16 protein-coding genes are annotated in these 13,684 nt (G+C 73.1%); 4 read left to right on the top strand and 12 right to left on the bottom strand.

The features are described 5' to 3' along the window. Positions 1–68 precede the first annotated feature (68 nt). Entirely contained in the window at positions 69–518 is a 450-nt protein-coding gene (locus tag ACN9MS_RS07590; protein WP_426311380.1) for a DUF3054 domain-containing protein, read from the top strand. Here the strand turns inward: ACN9MS_RS07590 and rdgB are convergent. The 6 genes from rdgB to clpS all read right to left on the bottom strand — a co-directional run bounded on the left by rdgB (position 507) and on the right by clpS (position 4,731). Beyond that, positions 507–1,169, bottom strand: a complete 663-nt coding sequence (rdgB, locus tag ACN9MS_RS07585; RefSeq protein ID WP_426311859.1) for an RdgB/HAM1 family non-canonical purine NTP pyrophosphatase — start codon at positions 1,167–1,169, stop codon at positions 507–509. The two genes, ACN9MS_RS07590 and rdgB, sit on opposite strands and share 12 nt — an antisense overlap. Positions 1,170–1,186: 17 nt before the next feature. Further along, the gene (gene rph, locus ACN9MS_RS07580) at positions 1,187–1,945 is read right to left on the bottom strand and encodes a ribonuclease PH (protein WP_426311379.1); all 759 of its coding nucleotides are present in this window, start codon (positions 1,943–1,945) and stop codon (positions 1,187–1,189) included. A 91-nt stretch (positions 1,946–2,036) separates the two neighbouring features. Then, complete coding sequence (locus ACN9MS_RS07575; protein ID WP_426311378.1) at positions 2,037–2,867, bottom strand: MBL fold metallo-hydrolase; 831 nt, start codon at positions 2,865–2,867, stop codon at positions 2,037–2,039. Then, entirely contained in the window at positions 2,867–3,670 is an 804-nt protein-coding gene (gene murI / locus ACN9MS_RS07570) for a glutamate racemase (RefSeq protein WP_426311377.1), read from the bottom strand. The genes ACN9MS_RS07575 and murI overlap by 1 nt, the downstream gene beginning before the upstream one ends. A 108-nt stretch (positions 3,671–3,778) precedes the next feature. After that, entirely contained in the window at positions 3,779–4,447 is a 669-nt protein-coding gene (locus tag ACN9MS_RS07565) for a DUF2017 family protein (protein WP_426311376.1), read from the bottom strand. Further along, positions 4,444–4,731, bottom strand: coding sequence for an ATP-dependent Clp protease adapter ClpS (gene clpS, locus ACN9MS_RS07560; RefSeq protein WP_426311858.1), 288 nt, complete (start codon positions 4,729–4,731; stop codon positions 4,444–4,446). Before clpS ends, ACN9MS_RS07565 begins: the two co-directional genes overlap by 4 nt. 248 nt (positions 4,732–4,979) lie before the next feature. On the opposite strand from clpS, the gene ACN9MS_RS07555 reads away from it, so the two are divergent. The 3 genes from ACN9MS_RS07555 to ACN9MS_RS07545 all read left to right on the top strand — a co-directional run bounded on the left by ACN9MS_RS07555 (position 4,980) and on the right by ACN9MS_RS07545 (position 7,407). Further along, positions 4,980–6,263, top strand: coding sequence for a nicotinate phosphoribosyltransferase (locus ACN9MS_RS07555; RefSeq protein ID WP_426311857.1), 1,284 nt, complete (start codon positions 4,980–4,982; stop codon positions 6,261–6,263). A 194-nt stretch (positions 6,264–6,457) separates the two neighbouring features. Then, the gene (locus tag ACN9MS_RS07550) at positions 6,458–6,790 is read left to right on the top strand and encodes a hypothetical protein (RefSeq protein ID WP_426311375.1); all 333 of its coding nucleotides are present in this window, start codon (positions 6,458–6,460) and stop codon (positions 6,788–6,790) included. Then, the gene (locus ACN9MS_RS07545) at positions 6,790–7,407 is read left to right on the top strand and encodes a hypothetical protein (protein ID WP_426311374.1); all 618 of its coding nucleotides are present in this window, start codon (positions 6,790–6,792) and stop codon (positions 7,405–7,407) included. Before ACN9MS_RS07550 ends, ACN9MS_RS07545 begins: the two co-directional genes overlap by 1 nt. A 60-nt stretch (positions 7,408–7,467) precedes the next feature. On the opposite strand, the gene ACN9MS_RS07540 is transcribed toward ACN9MS_RS07545, so the two are convergent. The 6 genes from ACN9MS_RS07540 to ACN9MS_RS07515 all read right to left on the bottom strand — a co-directional run bounded on the left by ACN9MS_RS07540 (position 7,468) and on the right by ACN9MS_RS07515 (position 13,535). Continuing rightward, entirely contained in the window at positions 7,468–9,321 is a 1,854-nt protein-coding gene (locus ACN9MS_RS07540; RefSeq protein WP_426311373.1) for a DEAD/DEAH box helicase, read from the bottom strand. Further along, positions 9,318–9,653 (bottom strand): DUF3039 domain-containing protein, encoded by a 336-nt coding sequence (locus ACN9MS_RS07535; RefSeq protein ID WP_426311372.1) that lies wholly within the window; start codon positions 9,651–9,653, stop codon positions 9,318–9,320. The genes ACN9MS_RS07540 and ACN9MS_RS07535 overlap by 4 nt, the downstream gene beginning before the upstream one ends. A 184-nt stretch (positions 9,654–9,837) precedes the next feature. Continuing rightward, positions 9,838–10,620: a glucosamine-6-phosphate deaminase gene (gene nagB, locus ACN9MS_RS07530; RefSeq protein WP_426311371.1), complete on the bottom strand. Its 783-nt coding sequence runs from the start codon at positions 10,618–10,620 to the stop codon at positions 9,838–9,840. Then, positions 10,620–11,648, bottom strand: a complete 1,029-nt coding sequence (locus ACN9MS_RS07525) for an ROK family protein (protein WP_426311370.1) — start codon at positions 11,646–11,648, stop codon at positions 10,620–10,622. The genes nagB and ACN9MS_RS07525 overlap by 1 nt, the downstream gene beginning before the upstream one ends. 1 nt (position 11,649) lies before the next feature. Continuing rightward, positions 11,650–12,582, bottom strand: coding sequence for a carbohydrate ABC transporter permease (locus ACN9MS_RS07520; RefSeq protein ID WP_426311369.1), 933 nt, complete (start codon positions 12,580–12,582; stop codon positions 11,650–11,652). Next, entirely contained in the window at positions 12,579–13,535 is a 957-nt protein-coding gene (locus ACN9MS_RS07515) for a carbohydrate ABC transporter permease (protein ID WP_426311368.1), read from the bottom strand. The genes ACN9MS_RS07520 and ACN9MS_RS07515 overlap by 4 nt, the downstream gene beginning before the upstream one ends. Positions 13,536–13,684 lie beyond the last annotated feature (149 nt).

Here is a 13,684-nt window from a genome sequence, read left to right as displayed (position 1 = left end):
AGATCGGCCTGCTGAGGGTCGACCTCGGCCGTCCGGGTCGATCCCACCGGCGGGGTACGGTCGTGAGCATGACCGACCCCGCGCCCACCGGAGCGAGCCCGCGCCGTCCCGGGCTCGTCCTGCTCGCCGCCCTCGCCGACGTCGCGAGCGTCCTGGCGCTCGCGAGCGGCGGCCTCGCGACGCACTCCGCCGACGAGGGCATGGCCCGGCTGCTCGTCGTCGCCTGGCCGTTCGCGGCGGGCGCCGCACTGGGCTGGCTCGTCACGCGCGCGTGGCGCCGCCCGTGGGCCCTGTGGCCGGCGGGAGTGGTCATCTGGGGCTGCACCTGGGCGCTCGGCGTCCTCCTGCGCGTCCTCACCGGCCAGGGCGTCGCCCCGGCGTTCCAGCTCGTGTCCTTCGGGTTCCTCGCGGTCACGATGCTGGGCTGGCGCGGCGTGGTCGCGCTCGTCGGCGTGCTCCGGCCCGGCGACCGGCGACGCCGCGCGCGCGACCTCGCGGGCGGCCCGCTACCGCGCTGACAGGGCGGTGACGACGTCCGGGGCGAGCGCGCGGAACGCCTTGCCCCGGTGGCTGATGGCGTTCTTCTCCGCGGAGCTCAGCTCGGCCGCGGACCGGGCGCCGCCCCCAGGCTGCTCGTCGGGCAGGAGGATCGGGTCGTACCCGAACCCGTTCCCGCCCCGCGGCTCGGTGAGCAGGGTCCCGCGCATCTCGCCCGTGCGCACCACCTCGGTCCCGTCCGGCGTGACGAGCGCCGCCGCGCACACGAAGCCCGCGGCCCGGTGCCCGGCGGGCACGTCCCCGAGCTGGGCGAGCAGGAGCTCGAGGTTCGCGACGTCGTCGCCGTGGCGCCCGGCCCAGCGCGCCGAGAAGATCCCGGGGGCGCCGCCGAGCACGTCGACGGCGAGGCCCGAGTCGTCGGCGACCGCCGGCAGCCCCGTGGCCGCGACGAGCGCCCGCGCCTTGATGAGCGCGTTCTCGGCGAACGTCACGCCGTCCTCGACCGGCTCGGGCGCGCCGACGTCGCCCGCGCCGACGATCGCCTCGGGCGCCAGCTCGAGTCCCGGGTGCGCGTCGAGCTCGGCCGCGAGGATGGCGCGCAGCTCGGCGATCTTGCCCGGGTTGTGCGTCGCGAGGACGAGGCGCGCGCCGTGGGGCACGACGACGCCCATCGCCTCGGGAGCGCCGCTCACCGCGCGTCCGTCGCGAGCGCCGCGCGCTGGATCGCCGTGAGGTCCGCGGTGCCCGCGACGGCGAGGTCGAGCAGCGCGTCGAGCTCGGCGCGGTCGAACGGGGCGTGCTCGGCGGTGCCCTGCACCTCGACGAACGTGCCCGAGCCCGTGACGACGACGTTCATGTCCGTCTCGGCGCGCACGTCCTCGACGTAGGGGAGGTCGAGCATGGGCGTGCCGTCGATGATGCCGACGCTCACGGCGGCGACGGAGTCCGTCAGCACGGGCTTGCCGCCCTTGACGTGGCCGTGGCGCTGGCCCCACGCGACCGCGTCGGCGAGCGCCACGTAGGCGCCCGTGATCGCGGCCGTGCGCGTGCCGCCGTCGGCCTGGAGAACGTCGCAGTCCAGCACGATCGTGTTCTCGCCGAGCGCCGAGACGTCGATGATCGCGCGCAGGGACCGGCCGATGAGGCGCGAGATCTCGTGCGTGCGACCGCCGATCTTGCCCTTGACCGACTCGCGCTGGCTGCGCTCGTTGGTCGCGCGCGGCAGCATCGCGTACTCGGCGGTGACCCAGCCCTCGCCCGACCCCTTGCGCCAGCGCGGCACGCCTTCCGTGAACGACGCCGCGCACAGCACACGCGTGCGGCCGAACTCGACGAGCACGCTGCCCTCGGCCTGGTCGAGCCAGTGGCGGGTGATGGTCACGGGGCGGAGCTGGTCGGGCGTGCGGCCGTCGGCGCGCACGACCGCGGAAGAGGCAGGGGTGGTCATACCGCCACCCTACCGACCCCCCGACACCCGCTGAGTGCATGAAACAGTCGCGCCGATCGGCCTCGGGCGCGACTCTTTCATGCACCCACGGTCAGAGGTCGAAGACCGCGCCCGTCGTGGCGACGTCGACCGGGCCCGCGTACGTCTCGCGGGCCTCGGCGCGCGACCGCTCGGGGTCGTTCCATGCCGGGAGATGGGTCAGCACCAGCCGGCGTGCGCCGGCCGCCGTCGCGACCTCGCCCGCCCGACGCCCCGTGAGATGGATGCCCCGCTCGACGCCGTCGTCGCGGCCCTCGTGGAACGCGGCCTCGGAGAGCAGCAGGTCGGCGTCGCGCGCGAGCTGGACGACGCCGTCGCACGCGTCGGTGTCGCCCGTGTAGGCGAGCACCGCACGCTCGCCCGGCCGCAGCGACGACGGCCCCGTGACGCGCACGCCGTACGCCTCGACGGGGTGGAACACGCGGTACGGCTCGAGCGTGAGCGGTCCCACCTGCACGGGCACGCCCGGGTCCCAGGCCCGCACGTCGAGCTCCTCGCTCATCCCGTCGCCCGGCTCGGCCCCGTACGCCGCCTCGATGCGCCCGGCCGTGCCCGACGGACCGAGGACCGTCAGCCGGCTCGGCACCCCGGTCCGGGTCGAGCCGCGCTCGGGGTGGTAGCGCAGGTAGACGTAGAGCCCGCAGACGTCGACGAAGTGGTCGGGGTGCAGGTGCGACAGCGCGACGGCGTCGAGGTCGAGCGGGTCCACGAACCGCTGGAGCGCACCCAGCGCCCCGTTGCCCAGGTCGAGCACGACGTTCCAGTCGCGCGCCTCGAACCCCGCGGCCGCGGCCTCGGCGGCCGGGACCTGGACGAGGTACGACGACGCGGGCGACTCCGGCCCGGCGAACGACCCCGAGCACCCGACCGTGACGAGGCGCATCAGGCGGCCTCCACGCTGAGCACCTCGGGGCCGAGGAAGCGGCGCGCCAGGTGCTCGAACGGCTCCGCGCTCCCCGTCGCGAGGAAGCGGTGCTGCGGCGCTCCCGCGTCGCGGGAGCGCTCGAGGTCGTGCGCGACGAGCGTGCGGTAGACGTCCTTGGCGGTCTCCTCCGCGCTCGACACGAGCGTCACCTCCTCGCCCATGACGTACGAGATCGCGCCCGTCAGCAGGGGGTAGTGCGTGCACCCGAGCACGAGCGTGTCGACGCCCGCCGCCTTGACCGGGTCGAGGTAGCGGTGCGCGACCTCCAGCACCTCGGGCCCCGACGTCACGCCCTGCTCGACGAGGGGCACGAAGTCCGGGCACGCCTGGGTCGTCAGGTGCAGGCCCGACGTGACCGCGAAAGCGTCCTCGTAGGACCGCGACGTGATGGTGGCGCGCGTCCCGATGACCCCGATCCGCCCCGAGCGCGTCGCCGCGACCGCGCGGCGCGCGGCCGGGAGGATCACCTCGACGACCGGCAGGCCGTGGCGCTGCGTGTACCGCTCGCGAGCGTCGCGCAGCACCGCCGAGGAGGCCGAGTTGCACGCGATGACGAGCATCTTCACGCCGTCGTCGACGAGCTGGTCCATGATCGCCAACGCCATCGCCCGGACCGCCGCGAGCGGCTTGGGCCCGTAGGGTCCGTTCGCGGTGTCCCCGATGTAGAGGAGGGACTCGTTCGGGAGCTGGTCCAGGATCGAGCGCGCGACGGTCAGGCCGCCCACGCCCGAGTCGAAGATCCCGATGGGAGCGTCGTTCACCCGCCCGAGCCTACTGGCGCGCCCGCGCGCGGGGCGCACCGAACCGCGGCTCCCGCCTGTGGCAGCGCCCACAGGGGCCCGTGCCGGGTCCGACGCACGTGTCGACCCTCAGGACCCGCCGCCGCGCCCCGCCCTGAGGTCGGCGAGCATGCCGTCCACGAGCGACTCCTGCAGCAGGCCCGTCAGCAGGAACACGCTCACGAGGAAGCGGCGCGGCGCGCCGCCCACCTCGCCGTCGTCCGGGCCGTCGTCGCCCTCACGGTCCAGCTCGTCGTACAGTCCCTCGACCTGCTCGTCGGTCCGGAGGCCGAGCCGCTCGGCGAGCACGAGGCGCACGTCCGTCAGCGCCCCCGCGACGTCCTCGGCCTCCTCGCGGGCGACCGCGAACGGGGCCGCCTCGGACGGCTCCGAGTCCACGAGCATGCGCGCCAGCAGCACCAGCCGCCCTACCTTGCGCGCGGCCAGGTCGTCCTGCGTGAACCGCCGGAACTCGGCCGCCACCTCGACGTCGTCCGACGCGTCCGGGAGCAGACGCCGCACCGCCGGGTCCGGCGGCGGCGTCGCGTCCGTCGCGTGCCCACCGGGCACCGGGCCCGTCCAGCCGGGAGGTGACCACGCGTCGTCGGGCACGGACGGCCCGGGCTCTCCCGGCGCCCGTCCCGGCACGCCCTCCTGGAGCATCTGCGCGACGTCGCCCGCGAGCTGGGCCAGCACGATCCGCTCCGACGGCTCGAGCTCCGCGACGTACCCGTCCGCCTCGGCGCGGAACGGCCTCACTGCTCGCCGTCCTTCCGGAGCGTCGCCCACAGCCCGAACGAGTGCATCGCCTGCACGTCGACCTCCATGCGCTCGCGGTCGCCCGTCGACACGACGGCGCGACCCTCCTGGTGCACCTGGAGCATGAGCTCGTGGGCGCGCTCCGCGGCATACCCGAAGTACGACTCGAACACGTACGCGACGTAGCTCATGAGGTTGACCGGGTCGTTCCACACGAGGGTGACCCACGGGCTGTCGGGGAGGACGGTCTCGTCGACCCGCGTCGCTTCCTCGGGCACGGTCACGGACGCCCGCGCGCCGACGGCGCGGGTGAAGATCGGCTGGGGGCTCACGCCACCACTGTATTCGTGGGCCTGTCGACGCCCACGTCGCCGGCGGCTGCCCTACCGTATTCCGCATGAGCCTCGCCGACCCGGGCAGCGTCGCCCTCTCCCCCACCGACAGCGCTGCCTCGCCGCAGGTCGGCACGCAGCGGCCGCCCTACCGACCGACGGCGTCGACCGCGCTCCTCACCGACCGCTACGAGCTGACGATGCTCCAGGCCGCGCTCGCTGACGGCACCGCCGACCGGCACTGCCTGTTCGAGGTCTTCACGCGCCGCCTGCCCCCGGGGCGGCGGTACGGGGTCCTCGCCGGGACCGGGCGCGTCCTCGAGGCGCTGTCGTCGTTCCGCTTCGGGGCCGACGAGCTCGACTGGCTCCACGCGCAGTCCGTCGTCGACGACCGCACCCTCGAGTTCCTCGCCGGATACCGGTTCACCGGGACGATCACCGGGTACGCGGAGGGCGAGGTCTTCTTCCCCCAGTCGCCCGTGATGACCGTCGAGGGCACGTTCGCCGAGGCGGTCCTCCTCGAGACGCTCGTGCTGTCGATCCTCAACTACGACTCCGCCGTCGCGTCGGCTGCGTCTCGCATGACGAGCGCCGCCGTCGAGCGCCCGTGCCTCGAGATGGGCGCGCGGCGGGCGCACGAGCAGGCCGCCGTCGCCGCAGCACGCGCCGCCGTGGTCGGCGGGTTCGCCGGGACGTCCAACCTCGAGGCGGGACGCCGGTACGGGCTGACGACCATCGGTACCGCCGCGCACGCCTTCACGCTCCTGCACGACGACGAGGAGTCGGCCTTCGCGTCGCAGGTCGCCTCGCTCGGGCCCGAGACCACGCTCCTCGTCGACACCTACGACGTGCGCAAGGGCGTCCAGAACGCGGTCCGCGCCGCCTGCGGGCGCCTCGGCGCCGTCCGGCTCGACTCGGGCGACCTCGGCGTCCTCGCCGTCGAGGTGCGCCGCCAGCTCGACTCCCTCGGCGCGCACGACACGAAGATCACCGTCACGTCCGACCTCGACGAGTACGCCATCGCGTCGCTCGCCGCGGCCCCCGTCGACTCCTACGGCGTCGGCACGTCGCTCGTCACCGGCTCCGGCGCGCCGACGTGCGGCATGGTCTACAAGCTCGTCGCCCGCGCCGACTCCTCCGGCGTGCTCCAGCCCGTCGCCAAGGCGTCCACGGCCAAGACCAGCACCGGGGGACGCAAGGTCGCGGCGCGCCGGTACGACGTCGACGGCCGCGCGGTCGAGGAGGTCGTCGTCACGGGCGCCGACCTCCCCGTCCAGGAGTGGGAGCCCGACGACGGCGACCTGCGGCCGCTGCAGGTCCCGCTCGTCGTCGACGGCGCGGTCGACTCGCGCTGGGTCGGGTCGTACGGCGTCCAGAACGCCGCGCACCGCCATCGCGAGGCCCGCGCGGAGCTGCCCCGCGGCGCCCGCCGCCTCTCCGCCGGCGACCCCGCGATCCCGACGGTCGTGCACACGCTCCCCTGACCTGCGGTGCTCGCCCGCCCGACGGGGTGACGCGAGGACTGACGGCGACGCGGCGCCTGACGGCGAGGACCGGTGACATGGGTCGGCTCAAACCCTTCCGGTCGCCACCAGGCTTCGCTAGCATCGTCGCTGGCCGATTCGTTAAGGACGCGCACTAATGGAGGTGCCGGACGAGTCGGAGGTAGGGGTTGAGCATGAAGACGTCCCTCAAGGCAGCCGTCGTCGCCCTCGTGGTGGCGGCGTCTCTCCTGTCCGGCGCGAGCACCGCGTCCGCCAACGTGAACGCGTACCCCGACACGAGCTGCTCGGCAGCGTCCGGCGGTTCGTGGGTCGCCGGGACCTCGAAGTACAGCGTGAGCATCTGGGCCCCGGGGCGGAGCCGGATCGGTTCCCCGTCGGGCAGCTACAACTGGGGGACCGCCACCACCAAGACCTACCGCTACAACGCCTACGGCGTCCGCTCGGGCGAGTGGCTGGTGTGGGGCGGCGGATCGACCCTGTCGATCAGCAAGGGCTGCATCTACTGATGCACCGTCCGCCACGACGGCTGCCCGGGATCCTCGGATCCCGGGCAGCCCGGCGGTTCGGGTACCGCCTGCCCGCGACGATCGGGGCGTGCGCCCTGCTCCTCTCCGTCGCGGCGTGTGCTGCCGGCCCCGGGCCGGTCGAGCCGACGCGCACGACGACGTACGAGCGCCCGGTCTGGATGGACGAACAGCTCGCCGCGGACGCCCGCCTGGTCGCTCGACAGTCCCGCTGCCTCACGGACCGGGGCGTCGAGTTCCAGGCGGATGATCTCGGCGGCTTCTACGCGATCGACCCGGCCCTCGCCGCTGCGCTCGACGACGCGCTCGACGAGTGCACCCGATCCATCCTCGGCTCCGCCTACCGCGCCCCGCTGACCACGAGCCAGCTCCACGGCCTCTACGAGCGCCAGCTCGACACGAGGGAGTGCCTGCTCGCCCAGGGCTACTCGATCCCCGAACCCGTCAGCGAGTCCGACTTCGTCGAGTCGCAGGGAATGGCGTGGAGCGCCTACGAGGCGTTCGTCGAAGCACTCGGCACACTGCCCGTCGAGCGCGCCGAGGCCGAGCAGCTGCGGATCAACACCGCGTGCCCGCAACCCGGGCTCGCCGGGCTGTGATCGCGGAGCCGGCCGCAGCCGGCCGCGACTCCCGGCGGCGCGCCGCGCCCACGAGCGGCCTCATCGCTTGCCGACGAACCAGCCGCGGACCGTCGCGACGCGGGCGTCGAGCTGTTCGACCGTCGCGAGCGGCACCTCGGGTCCACCGCAGCGGCGACGTAGCTCGGTGTGCACCGAGCCGTGGGGCTGCCCGCTGCGGCGCGACCAGGCGGACACGAGCTGCTGGAGCTCCTTGCGGAGCTCGGCCGCCCGACGGTGGTCCATCTCGGACCGTTCACGCTCCGCGGAGTGCGTGGTCTTCGAGCGGGCGCTGAGCTGGTCGGCCTGGCGCTGGCGCAGCAGCGTGGTGACCTGGTCCGCGTCGAGGAGACCGGGGAGACCGAGGAAGTCGAGCTCCTCGTCCGACCCGACGTCCGCGCCCGTGCCGAACTCGCCGCCGTCGAACAGCACGCGGTCGAAGGACGCCTGCGCCTCGAGCGCCTCGAACGAGCCCTGGACGAGCTCGCCCGACGCCTTGTCCTCGCGGTTCGCCTCCGCGAGGAGCGCGTCCTCGGGGTTGAAGCCCTCGCCCTGCTCCTCTGCCGTGAGCGGGCGGTCGAGCGCGTGGTCGCGCTCGATCTCGAGCCCGTTCGCCAGCTCGAGCAGGTGCGGCACGCTCGGCAGGAACACCGACGCGGTCTCGCCCCGCTTGCGCGCGCGCACGAACCGCCCGACGGCCTGCGCGAAGAACAGCGGGGTCGCCGTCGAGGTCGCGTACACGCCGACGGCGAGGCGCGGGACGTCCACGCCCTCCGACACCATGCGCACGGCGACCATCCACCGGCCGTCGCCGTCGGAGAACTCCTCGATGCGGCTGCTCGCCCCGTCGTCGTCCGACAGCACCACGGTCGGGGACTTCCCGGTGATCCGAGCGAGGTGGCCCGCGTAGGCGCGCGCGTCGGTCTGGTCGGTGGCGATGACCAGTCCCCCGGCGTCGGGGATCGCGCGCCGCACCTCGGTCAGCCGCTTGTCCGCCGCCGCGAGGACCGACGGGATCCACTCGCCGTTCGGGTCGAGTGCGGTGCGCCACGCCTGGCCCGTCATGTCCTTGGTGAGCGCCTCGCCGAGACGCGCGCTCACCTCGTCACCGGCCTTGGTGCGCCAGCGCATGTTCCCCGAGTACGACAGGAACAGCACCGGGCGCACGACGTGGTCGCGCAGAGCGTCGCCGTAGCCGTACGTGTAGTCCGCGCGCGAGCGCCGGATGCCGTCGGGGCCGCGCTCGTACTCGACGAACGGGATCGCCGCGGTGTCGGAGCGGAAGGGCGTGCCCGTGAGAGCGAGACGGCGCGTCGCGTCCTCGAAAGCCTCGCGCACGGCGTCGCCCCACGACAGCGCGTCGCCGCCGTGGTGCACCTCGTCGAGGATGACGAGCGTGCGGTCGGCGGTCGTCCGTGCCGCGTGCAGCGCGGGCTTGGCGGCGATCTGCGCGTACGTCAGCGCCACGCCGTCGTAGTGGGCGCCGTGCCTGCCCTGGCTGTTGCGGAAGTTCGGGTCGATGCGGATGCCGACGCGCGCGGCGGCGTCGGCCCACTGGTGCTTGAGGTGCTCGGTCGGCGCGACGACCGTCACCCGCCGCACCACGCCCTGCTCCAGGAGCTCCGTCGCCACGCGCAGCGCGAACGTCGTCTTGCCCGCGCCGGGGGTCGCGACGGCGAGGAAGTCGCGCGGCGCGCGCATGCGGTAGAGCTCGAGAGCCTCCGCCTGCCACGCGCGCAGCTTCGACGCCGAGCCCCACGGGGCACGGCGCGGGAACGCGGGCGAGAGGTGCGAGGCCGCAGCCGACGACGGGCTCTGCGGCGCGGGCGGGGTGGTCCTGCTACGGGTGTCGGGGACGGAGTGACCGGTGGACGTCGTGTGGTGCTCCCCGCTCACTTGCCGGAGTCACCCTCGCCGTCCTGCGGGTCCCGCAGACCGTCGTAGATCTCCTTGCACGTGGGGCACACGGGGAACTTGTTCGGGTCGCGTCCGGGCACCCACACCTTGCCGCACAGCGCGATCACCGGCTTGCCGGAGAGCGCCGACTCCATGATCTTCTCCTTGCGCACGTAGTGCGCGAAGCGCTCGTGGTCGCCCGGCTCGGTCTGCTCGCGCGTCTCCTCGCGCTCGAGCACCCCGGTCGACGTGCCGGTCGTCGGCTCGGTCTCGGGGTTCCGGAACGGGTCCTCAGGACCCCCGGGGGGCGTGCTCGCACGGAGTTCGATCATGGGGGGAAGTCTACGTCGGTGCGCCGACACCCGTGCGGCGCGGCGTCGTCCGTGAGTGCCGCGAACCGCCCCGCAGGGAGACGGGAAGAGCCCGCCGGCGCGGCGGTCCAGGGGCGTGGACCGCGCGCCGGCGGGCGGCTGCGCCTCGCGGGCGACGGCCCGCGAGAGTTCATCGACAGATCGGCTACAGGCCCTGCCAGTCCGGCTTGGACGCGTACGTCTGGCGGTAGTAGTCCCCGAGCTGCAGGCGCGAGGCCGCCGCGTCGTCGACCAGCACCGTGGCGTGCGGGTGCATCTGCATGATCGTCGCGGGCCACAACGCGCTGATCGGGCCCTCCACGAGCTGGTGCACCGCCTCCGCCTTGCCCTTGCCCGTGGCCAGCAGCACCAGGTGCCGCGCCGACATGATCGTGGCCAGCCCCTGCGTCAGGCAGTGCCGCGGCACCTGGTCCACGTCGTCCCCGAAGAACCGCGCGTTGTCCTCGCGCGTCTGCGCCGTCAACGTCTTGATCCGCGTGCGCGACGCCAAGCTCGAGCCCGGCTCGTTGAACGCGATGTGCCCGTCCGTGCCGATCCCCAGGATCTGCACGTCCACACCCCCGGCCCCCGCGATCGCCTCCTCGTAGGCCGCGCACGCCGCGACCAGGTCCGCCGCGTTGCCGTCCGGACCCTGGACCGCGCCCGGGGCGAAGTCCACCCGCGAGGCGATCTCCGTCTCGATCACGTTCCGGTACCGCTCCGGGTGCTCCGCGGGCAGACCCACGTACTCGTCGAGCATGAACGCCCGCACCCGGGCGAATGACAACCCGTCCTCACGGTGACGCCGAGCCAGCTCGTCGTACACCTTCAACGGCGACGAGCCCGTCGCCAACCCCAGCACCGCCTCCGGCCGCGACCGCACCACCTTCTCGACCGCGTCCGCAGCCAGCACCGCCAACCGCTCCGCAGGAGCGATCACGACCTCCATCACTTCACCTTTCGACGGCCGACGAGGGCAGCACCCACCGCGGCGACGGGCACGTCCGCCGGAGCGAGCGAGACCCGCTCGGCGAGACGCAACGAGGACAGGAACGGGGACGTGCTCGACTGCGCGTCGAGCGCGGCGCGCACGGCGTCGAGGAGCGGCTGCCCCAGGGCGGACACGCCGCCACCGAGGACGACGTGCCGGACGTCGACCGTCAGCTCGAGGATCCGCACCGCGGAGGCGACGGCGGACGCGAACTCGTCCTTGATCCGGATCGCCTGCGGGTCGCCCGCGGCGGCCGCGTCGAAGAGCTCCGCGGGCGCGGGCCGGCCGTGGCGCGACGGCCACCGGGCGGACACCGCGGAGCCGGAGGCGTAGACCTCGACGCACCCGCGCTGGCCGCACGCGCACTCGGGGCCGCGCGGGTCGATCGGGATGTGCCCGATCTCGCCCGCCGCGCCGCTCACGCCCCGGCGCAGCTCGCCTCCGAGCACGATCCCGGCGGCCAGACCGGTGCCCAGCGCGAGGAAGGCGAGGTCCGACCCGTCGTCCCCGCGCAGGTGCGAGGCACCGAGCGCGGCGACGTTGAGGTCGTTGTCGACCTGGACCGGAAGGCCGCCGAGCTCCGCCGACAGCGCCTCCGCCAGAGCGAAGCGGCCGCCCTCGATGCCGAGGTTGACGGCGTGCATGACGGAGCCGTCCTCGGGGTCCACCAGTCCCGGCACGCCGACGCCGACGCCGTCGACCTCGGCGAGCTCGACGCCGGCACGGCGCACCACCTCGCGGACCGCACGGGCCGCGCTGGACACCACGCCCTGCGGTCCGCGCACGGTCGGCAGGCGCAGTGTCTCCCGCGCGACGCCGTCGGGACCGAGGAAGGCGGCGAGCACCTTGGTCCCGCCGATGTCGAGACCGACCGCGTTCCCGGTCGCCGCGGAGTCGCACCGCGGCGTGCCACCGGGACCGGGGCTACCGGCCAGGGCTGCGGCCGCCTCGCCGTTCAGCGAGGCAGCCGTGCTCAGGTCGCTCACGTCAGCCCTTCACCGCACCCGAGACGAGGCCACCGGTCATCCGACCCTGGACGATGAGGAAGAAGACCACCACGGGCACAGCGATGATCACCGAACCCGCCATGAGCGCTCCCCAGTTGGTCGCCTGCGTCGCCTGCTGGAAGGTGCGCAGCCACACGGGCAGCGTCATCGACTCGGGGCGCTGCATGATGATCAGGGCCATGACGAACTCGTTCCACGCCTGGATGAAGGCGAACACACCCGTCGCGACGAGCCCGGGCGCGAGCAGCGGGAACGTGATCTTCCAGAACGCCCTGCCGCGCGAGCAGCCGTCGATCATGGCGGCCTCCTCGAGCTCGGCGGGAACGCCGTTGACGAACCCGCGCAGCGTCCAGATCGTGAAGGGCAGCACGCCGGACACGTAGACGATGCCCAGACCGACGACGGTGTTGAGCATCTGCCAGCCGTCGATGATCCGGAAGATCGAGATCATCATCGCCTCGCCCGGGATCATCTGGACCACGAGGATCGCGATGATGAAGGCGCGGCGGCCCTGGAACCGGAACCGCGTCACGGCGAGCGACGCGAGGAACCCGAGCACCATCGCGATGATGAGCGTGAAGAACGTCACCATGATGGAGTTCCCCATCGCCGGCGGCAGCGGGGCTCGCGACGTGTCGGTCCACGCCGACACGTAGTTGTTGAGGGTGAAGACGTCCGGCGTCGGGAAGAAGTGCAGGTCCGTGCCGCGGATGAGGCTCGACGGCAGGAACGACGTGTTGATCATCCAGTAGACCGGGAAGACCGAGGCCACGAAGACGATGATCGCGATGATCGCGAAGCCGACGTTGGCGGCCTTCTTGCGCTGCGTCTCGCGGCTCTTGCGCGGCGCAGGCTTGCCCGCGGCCGAGGCGTGCCGCACCGAGGCCCGGGGGGTGGTCGAGATGGCGCTCACAGTTCTTCCTCCCGGATCGTCTGGCGCACGTAGTAGAAGGAGATGCCGAGCATGATGAAGACGAAGATCACCGAGATCGCGCCGGCCAGCCCGTAGTGCCCCTGGGCCATACCCATCTGGTAGATGTACACGCCGATCGTGTTCGTCTTCTCGCGGTCACCACCCACGCCCTGGAGCGCGTAGATCTGTGTGAACACCCGCAGGTCCCAGATGATCGACAGCACGATGAGCACGGTGATGATGCTGCGCACGTACGGGATCATGATGAGCCGGAAGCGCTGGAACGGGCCCGCGCCGTCGAGCTGCGCGGCCTCGAGCACCTCGCCCGGGATCTGCGTCAGGCCGGCGTACATCGTGAACGCGACGAACGGGATCGCGCCCCACACGATGATGATGGTGGCGATGAGGAAGAACTGGAGCGGGTTGAGGAGCCAGGAGTGGCCCATCCAGTTGTCGCCCGTGATCTTCGTCAGGACGTTGTTGATCACGCCGTACTGGGTGTCGAAGATCCAGCCCCAGACGATCGTCGCGGCGAGGGCCGGCATGGCCCAGGCGAGCAGCAGCCCGACGGAGACGAGCAGGCGGAAGCCCTTGCCGAGCCGCATCATGAGCAGCGCGATGAGCGTGCCCAGGACCATCGTCAGCGTGACGCAGACGACCATGAAGACGAAGCTGCGCAGCAGCACGGTCCAGAAGCCGTCGACGTCCGTGAGGACCTGGACGTAGTTGTCGAAGCCGACCCACTCGGCGGGCTGGCCCATGAGCTGGGCCCGCTCGTACTCCTGGAACGACATGACGATCAGTCGGACGATCGGGTACCCGACCAGGACCCCCAGCACGACGAGGCTGGGGACGAGGAGCGTCCAGGGGAGGACCGGTGGACGCCGCTTCTTGGGGGGCCGCACGGGCGCGCCGGAGCGCTCGGTGCGGGGTTCGAGGGTGGTTGAGCTCATTTCCTCACTCCGTCAGGGGTGCGCGGTGGTGCGCGGAGACGTGCCGACGGGCCCGTCATGGGAAGGGGTGGGGCTCCCTGAAGGAGACCCCACCCCTGACGGCTCGAGCCTCCGGTGGCGCCCGGACTGGCCGAGCGCCACCGGTCGGG

Source organism: Cellulosimicrobium sp. E-16, assembly GCF_049913115.1.
GTDB lineage: Bacteria > Actinomycetota > Actinomycetes > Actinomycetales > Cellulomonadaceae > Cellulosimicrobium.
Note: the sequence above shows the minus strand (reverse complement) of the source record. Positions and strands in the feature narration are given on the sequence as shown.

What these genes read in the sequence shown, in the direction of transcription:
- ACN9MS_RS07590 (WP_426311380.1), top strand. Translation starts at nt 69, where the DNA reads ATGACCGACCCCGCGCCCACCGGAGCGAGCCCGCGCCGTCCCGGGCTC.
- rdgB (WP_426311859.1), bottom strand. Translation starts at nt 1,169, where the DNA reads ATGGGCGTCGTCGTGCCCCACGGCGCGCGCCTCGTCCTCGCGACGCAC.
- rph (WP_426311379.1), bottom strand. Translation starts at nt 1,945, where the DNA reads ATGACCACCCCTGCCTCTTCCGCGGTCGTGCGCGCCGACGGCCGCACG.
- ACN9MS_RS07575 (WP_426311378.1), bottom strand. Translation starts at nt 2,867, where the DNA reads ATGCGCCTCGTCACGGTCGGGTGCTCGGGGTCGTTCGCCGGGCCGGAG.
- ACN9MS_RS07555 (WP_426311857.1), top strand. Translation starts at nt 4,980, where the DNA reads ATGCTCCAGGCCGCGCTCGCTGACGGCACCGCCGACCGGCACTGCCTG.
- ACN9MS_RS07550 (WP_426311375.1), top strand. Translation starts at nt 6,458, where the DNA reads ATGAAGACGTCCCTCAAGGCAGCCGTCGTCGCCCTCGTGGTGGCGGCG.
- ACN9MS_RS07545 (WP_426311374.1), top strand. Translation starts at nt 6,790, where the DNA reads ATGCACCGTCCGCCACGACGGCTGCCCGGGATCCTCGGATCCCGGGCA.
- ACN9MS_RS07535 (WP_426311372.1), bottom strand. Translation starts at nt 9,653, where the DNA reads ATGATCGAACTCCGTGCGAGCACGCCCCCCGGGGGTCCTGAGGACCCG.
- nagB (WP_426311371.1), bottom strand. Translation starts at nt 10,620, where the DNA reads ATGGAGGTCGTGATCGCTCCTGCGGAGCGGTTGGCGGTGCTGGCTGCG.
- ACN9MS_RS07515 (WP_426311368.1), bottom strand. Translation starts at nt 13,535, where the DNA reads ATGAGCTCAACCACCCTCGAACCCCGCACCGAGCGCTCCGGCGCGCCC.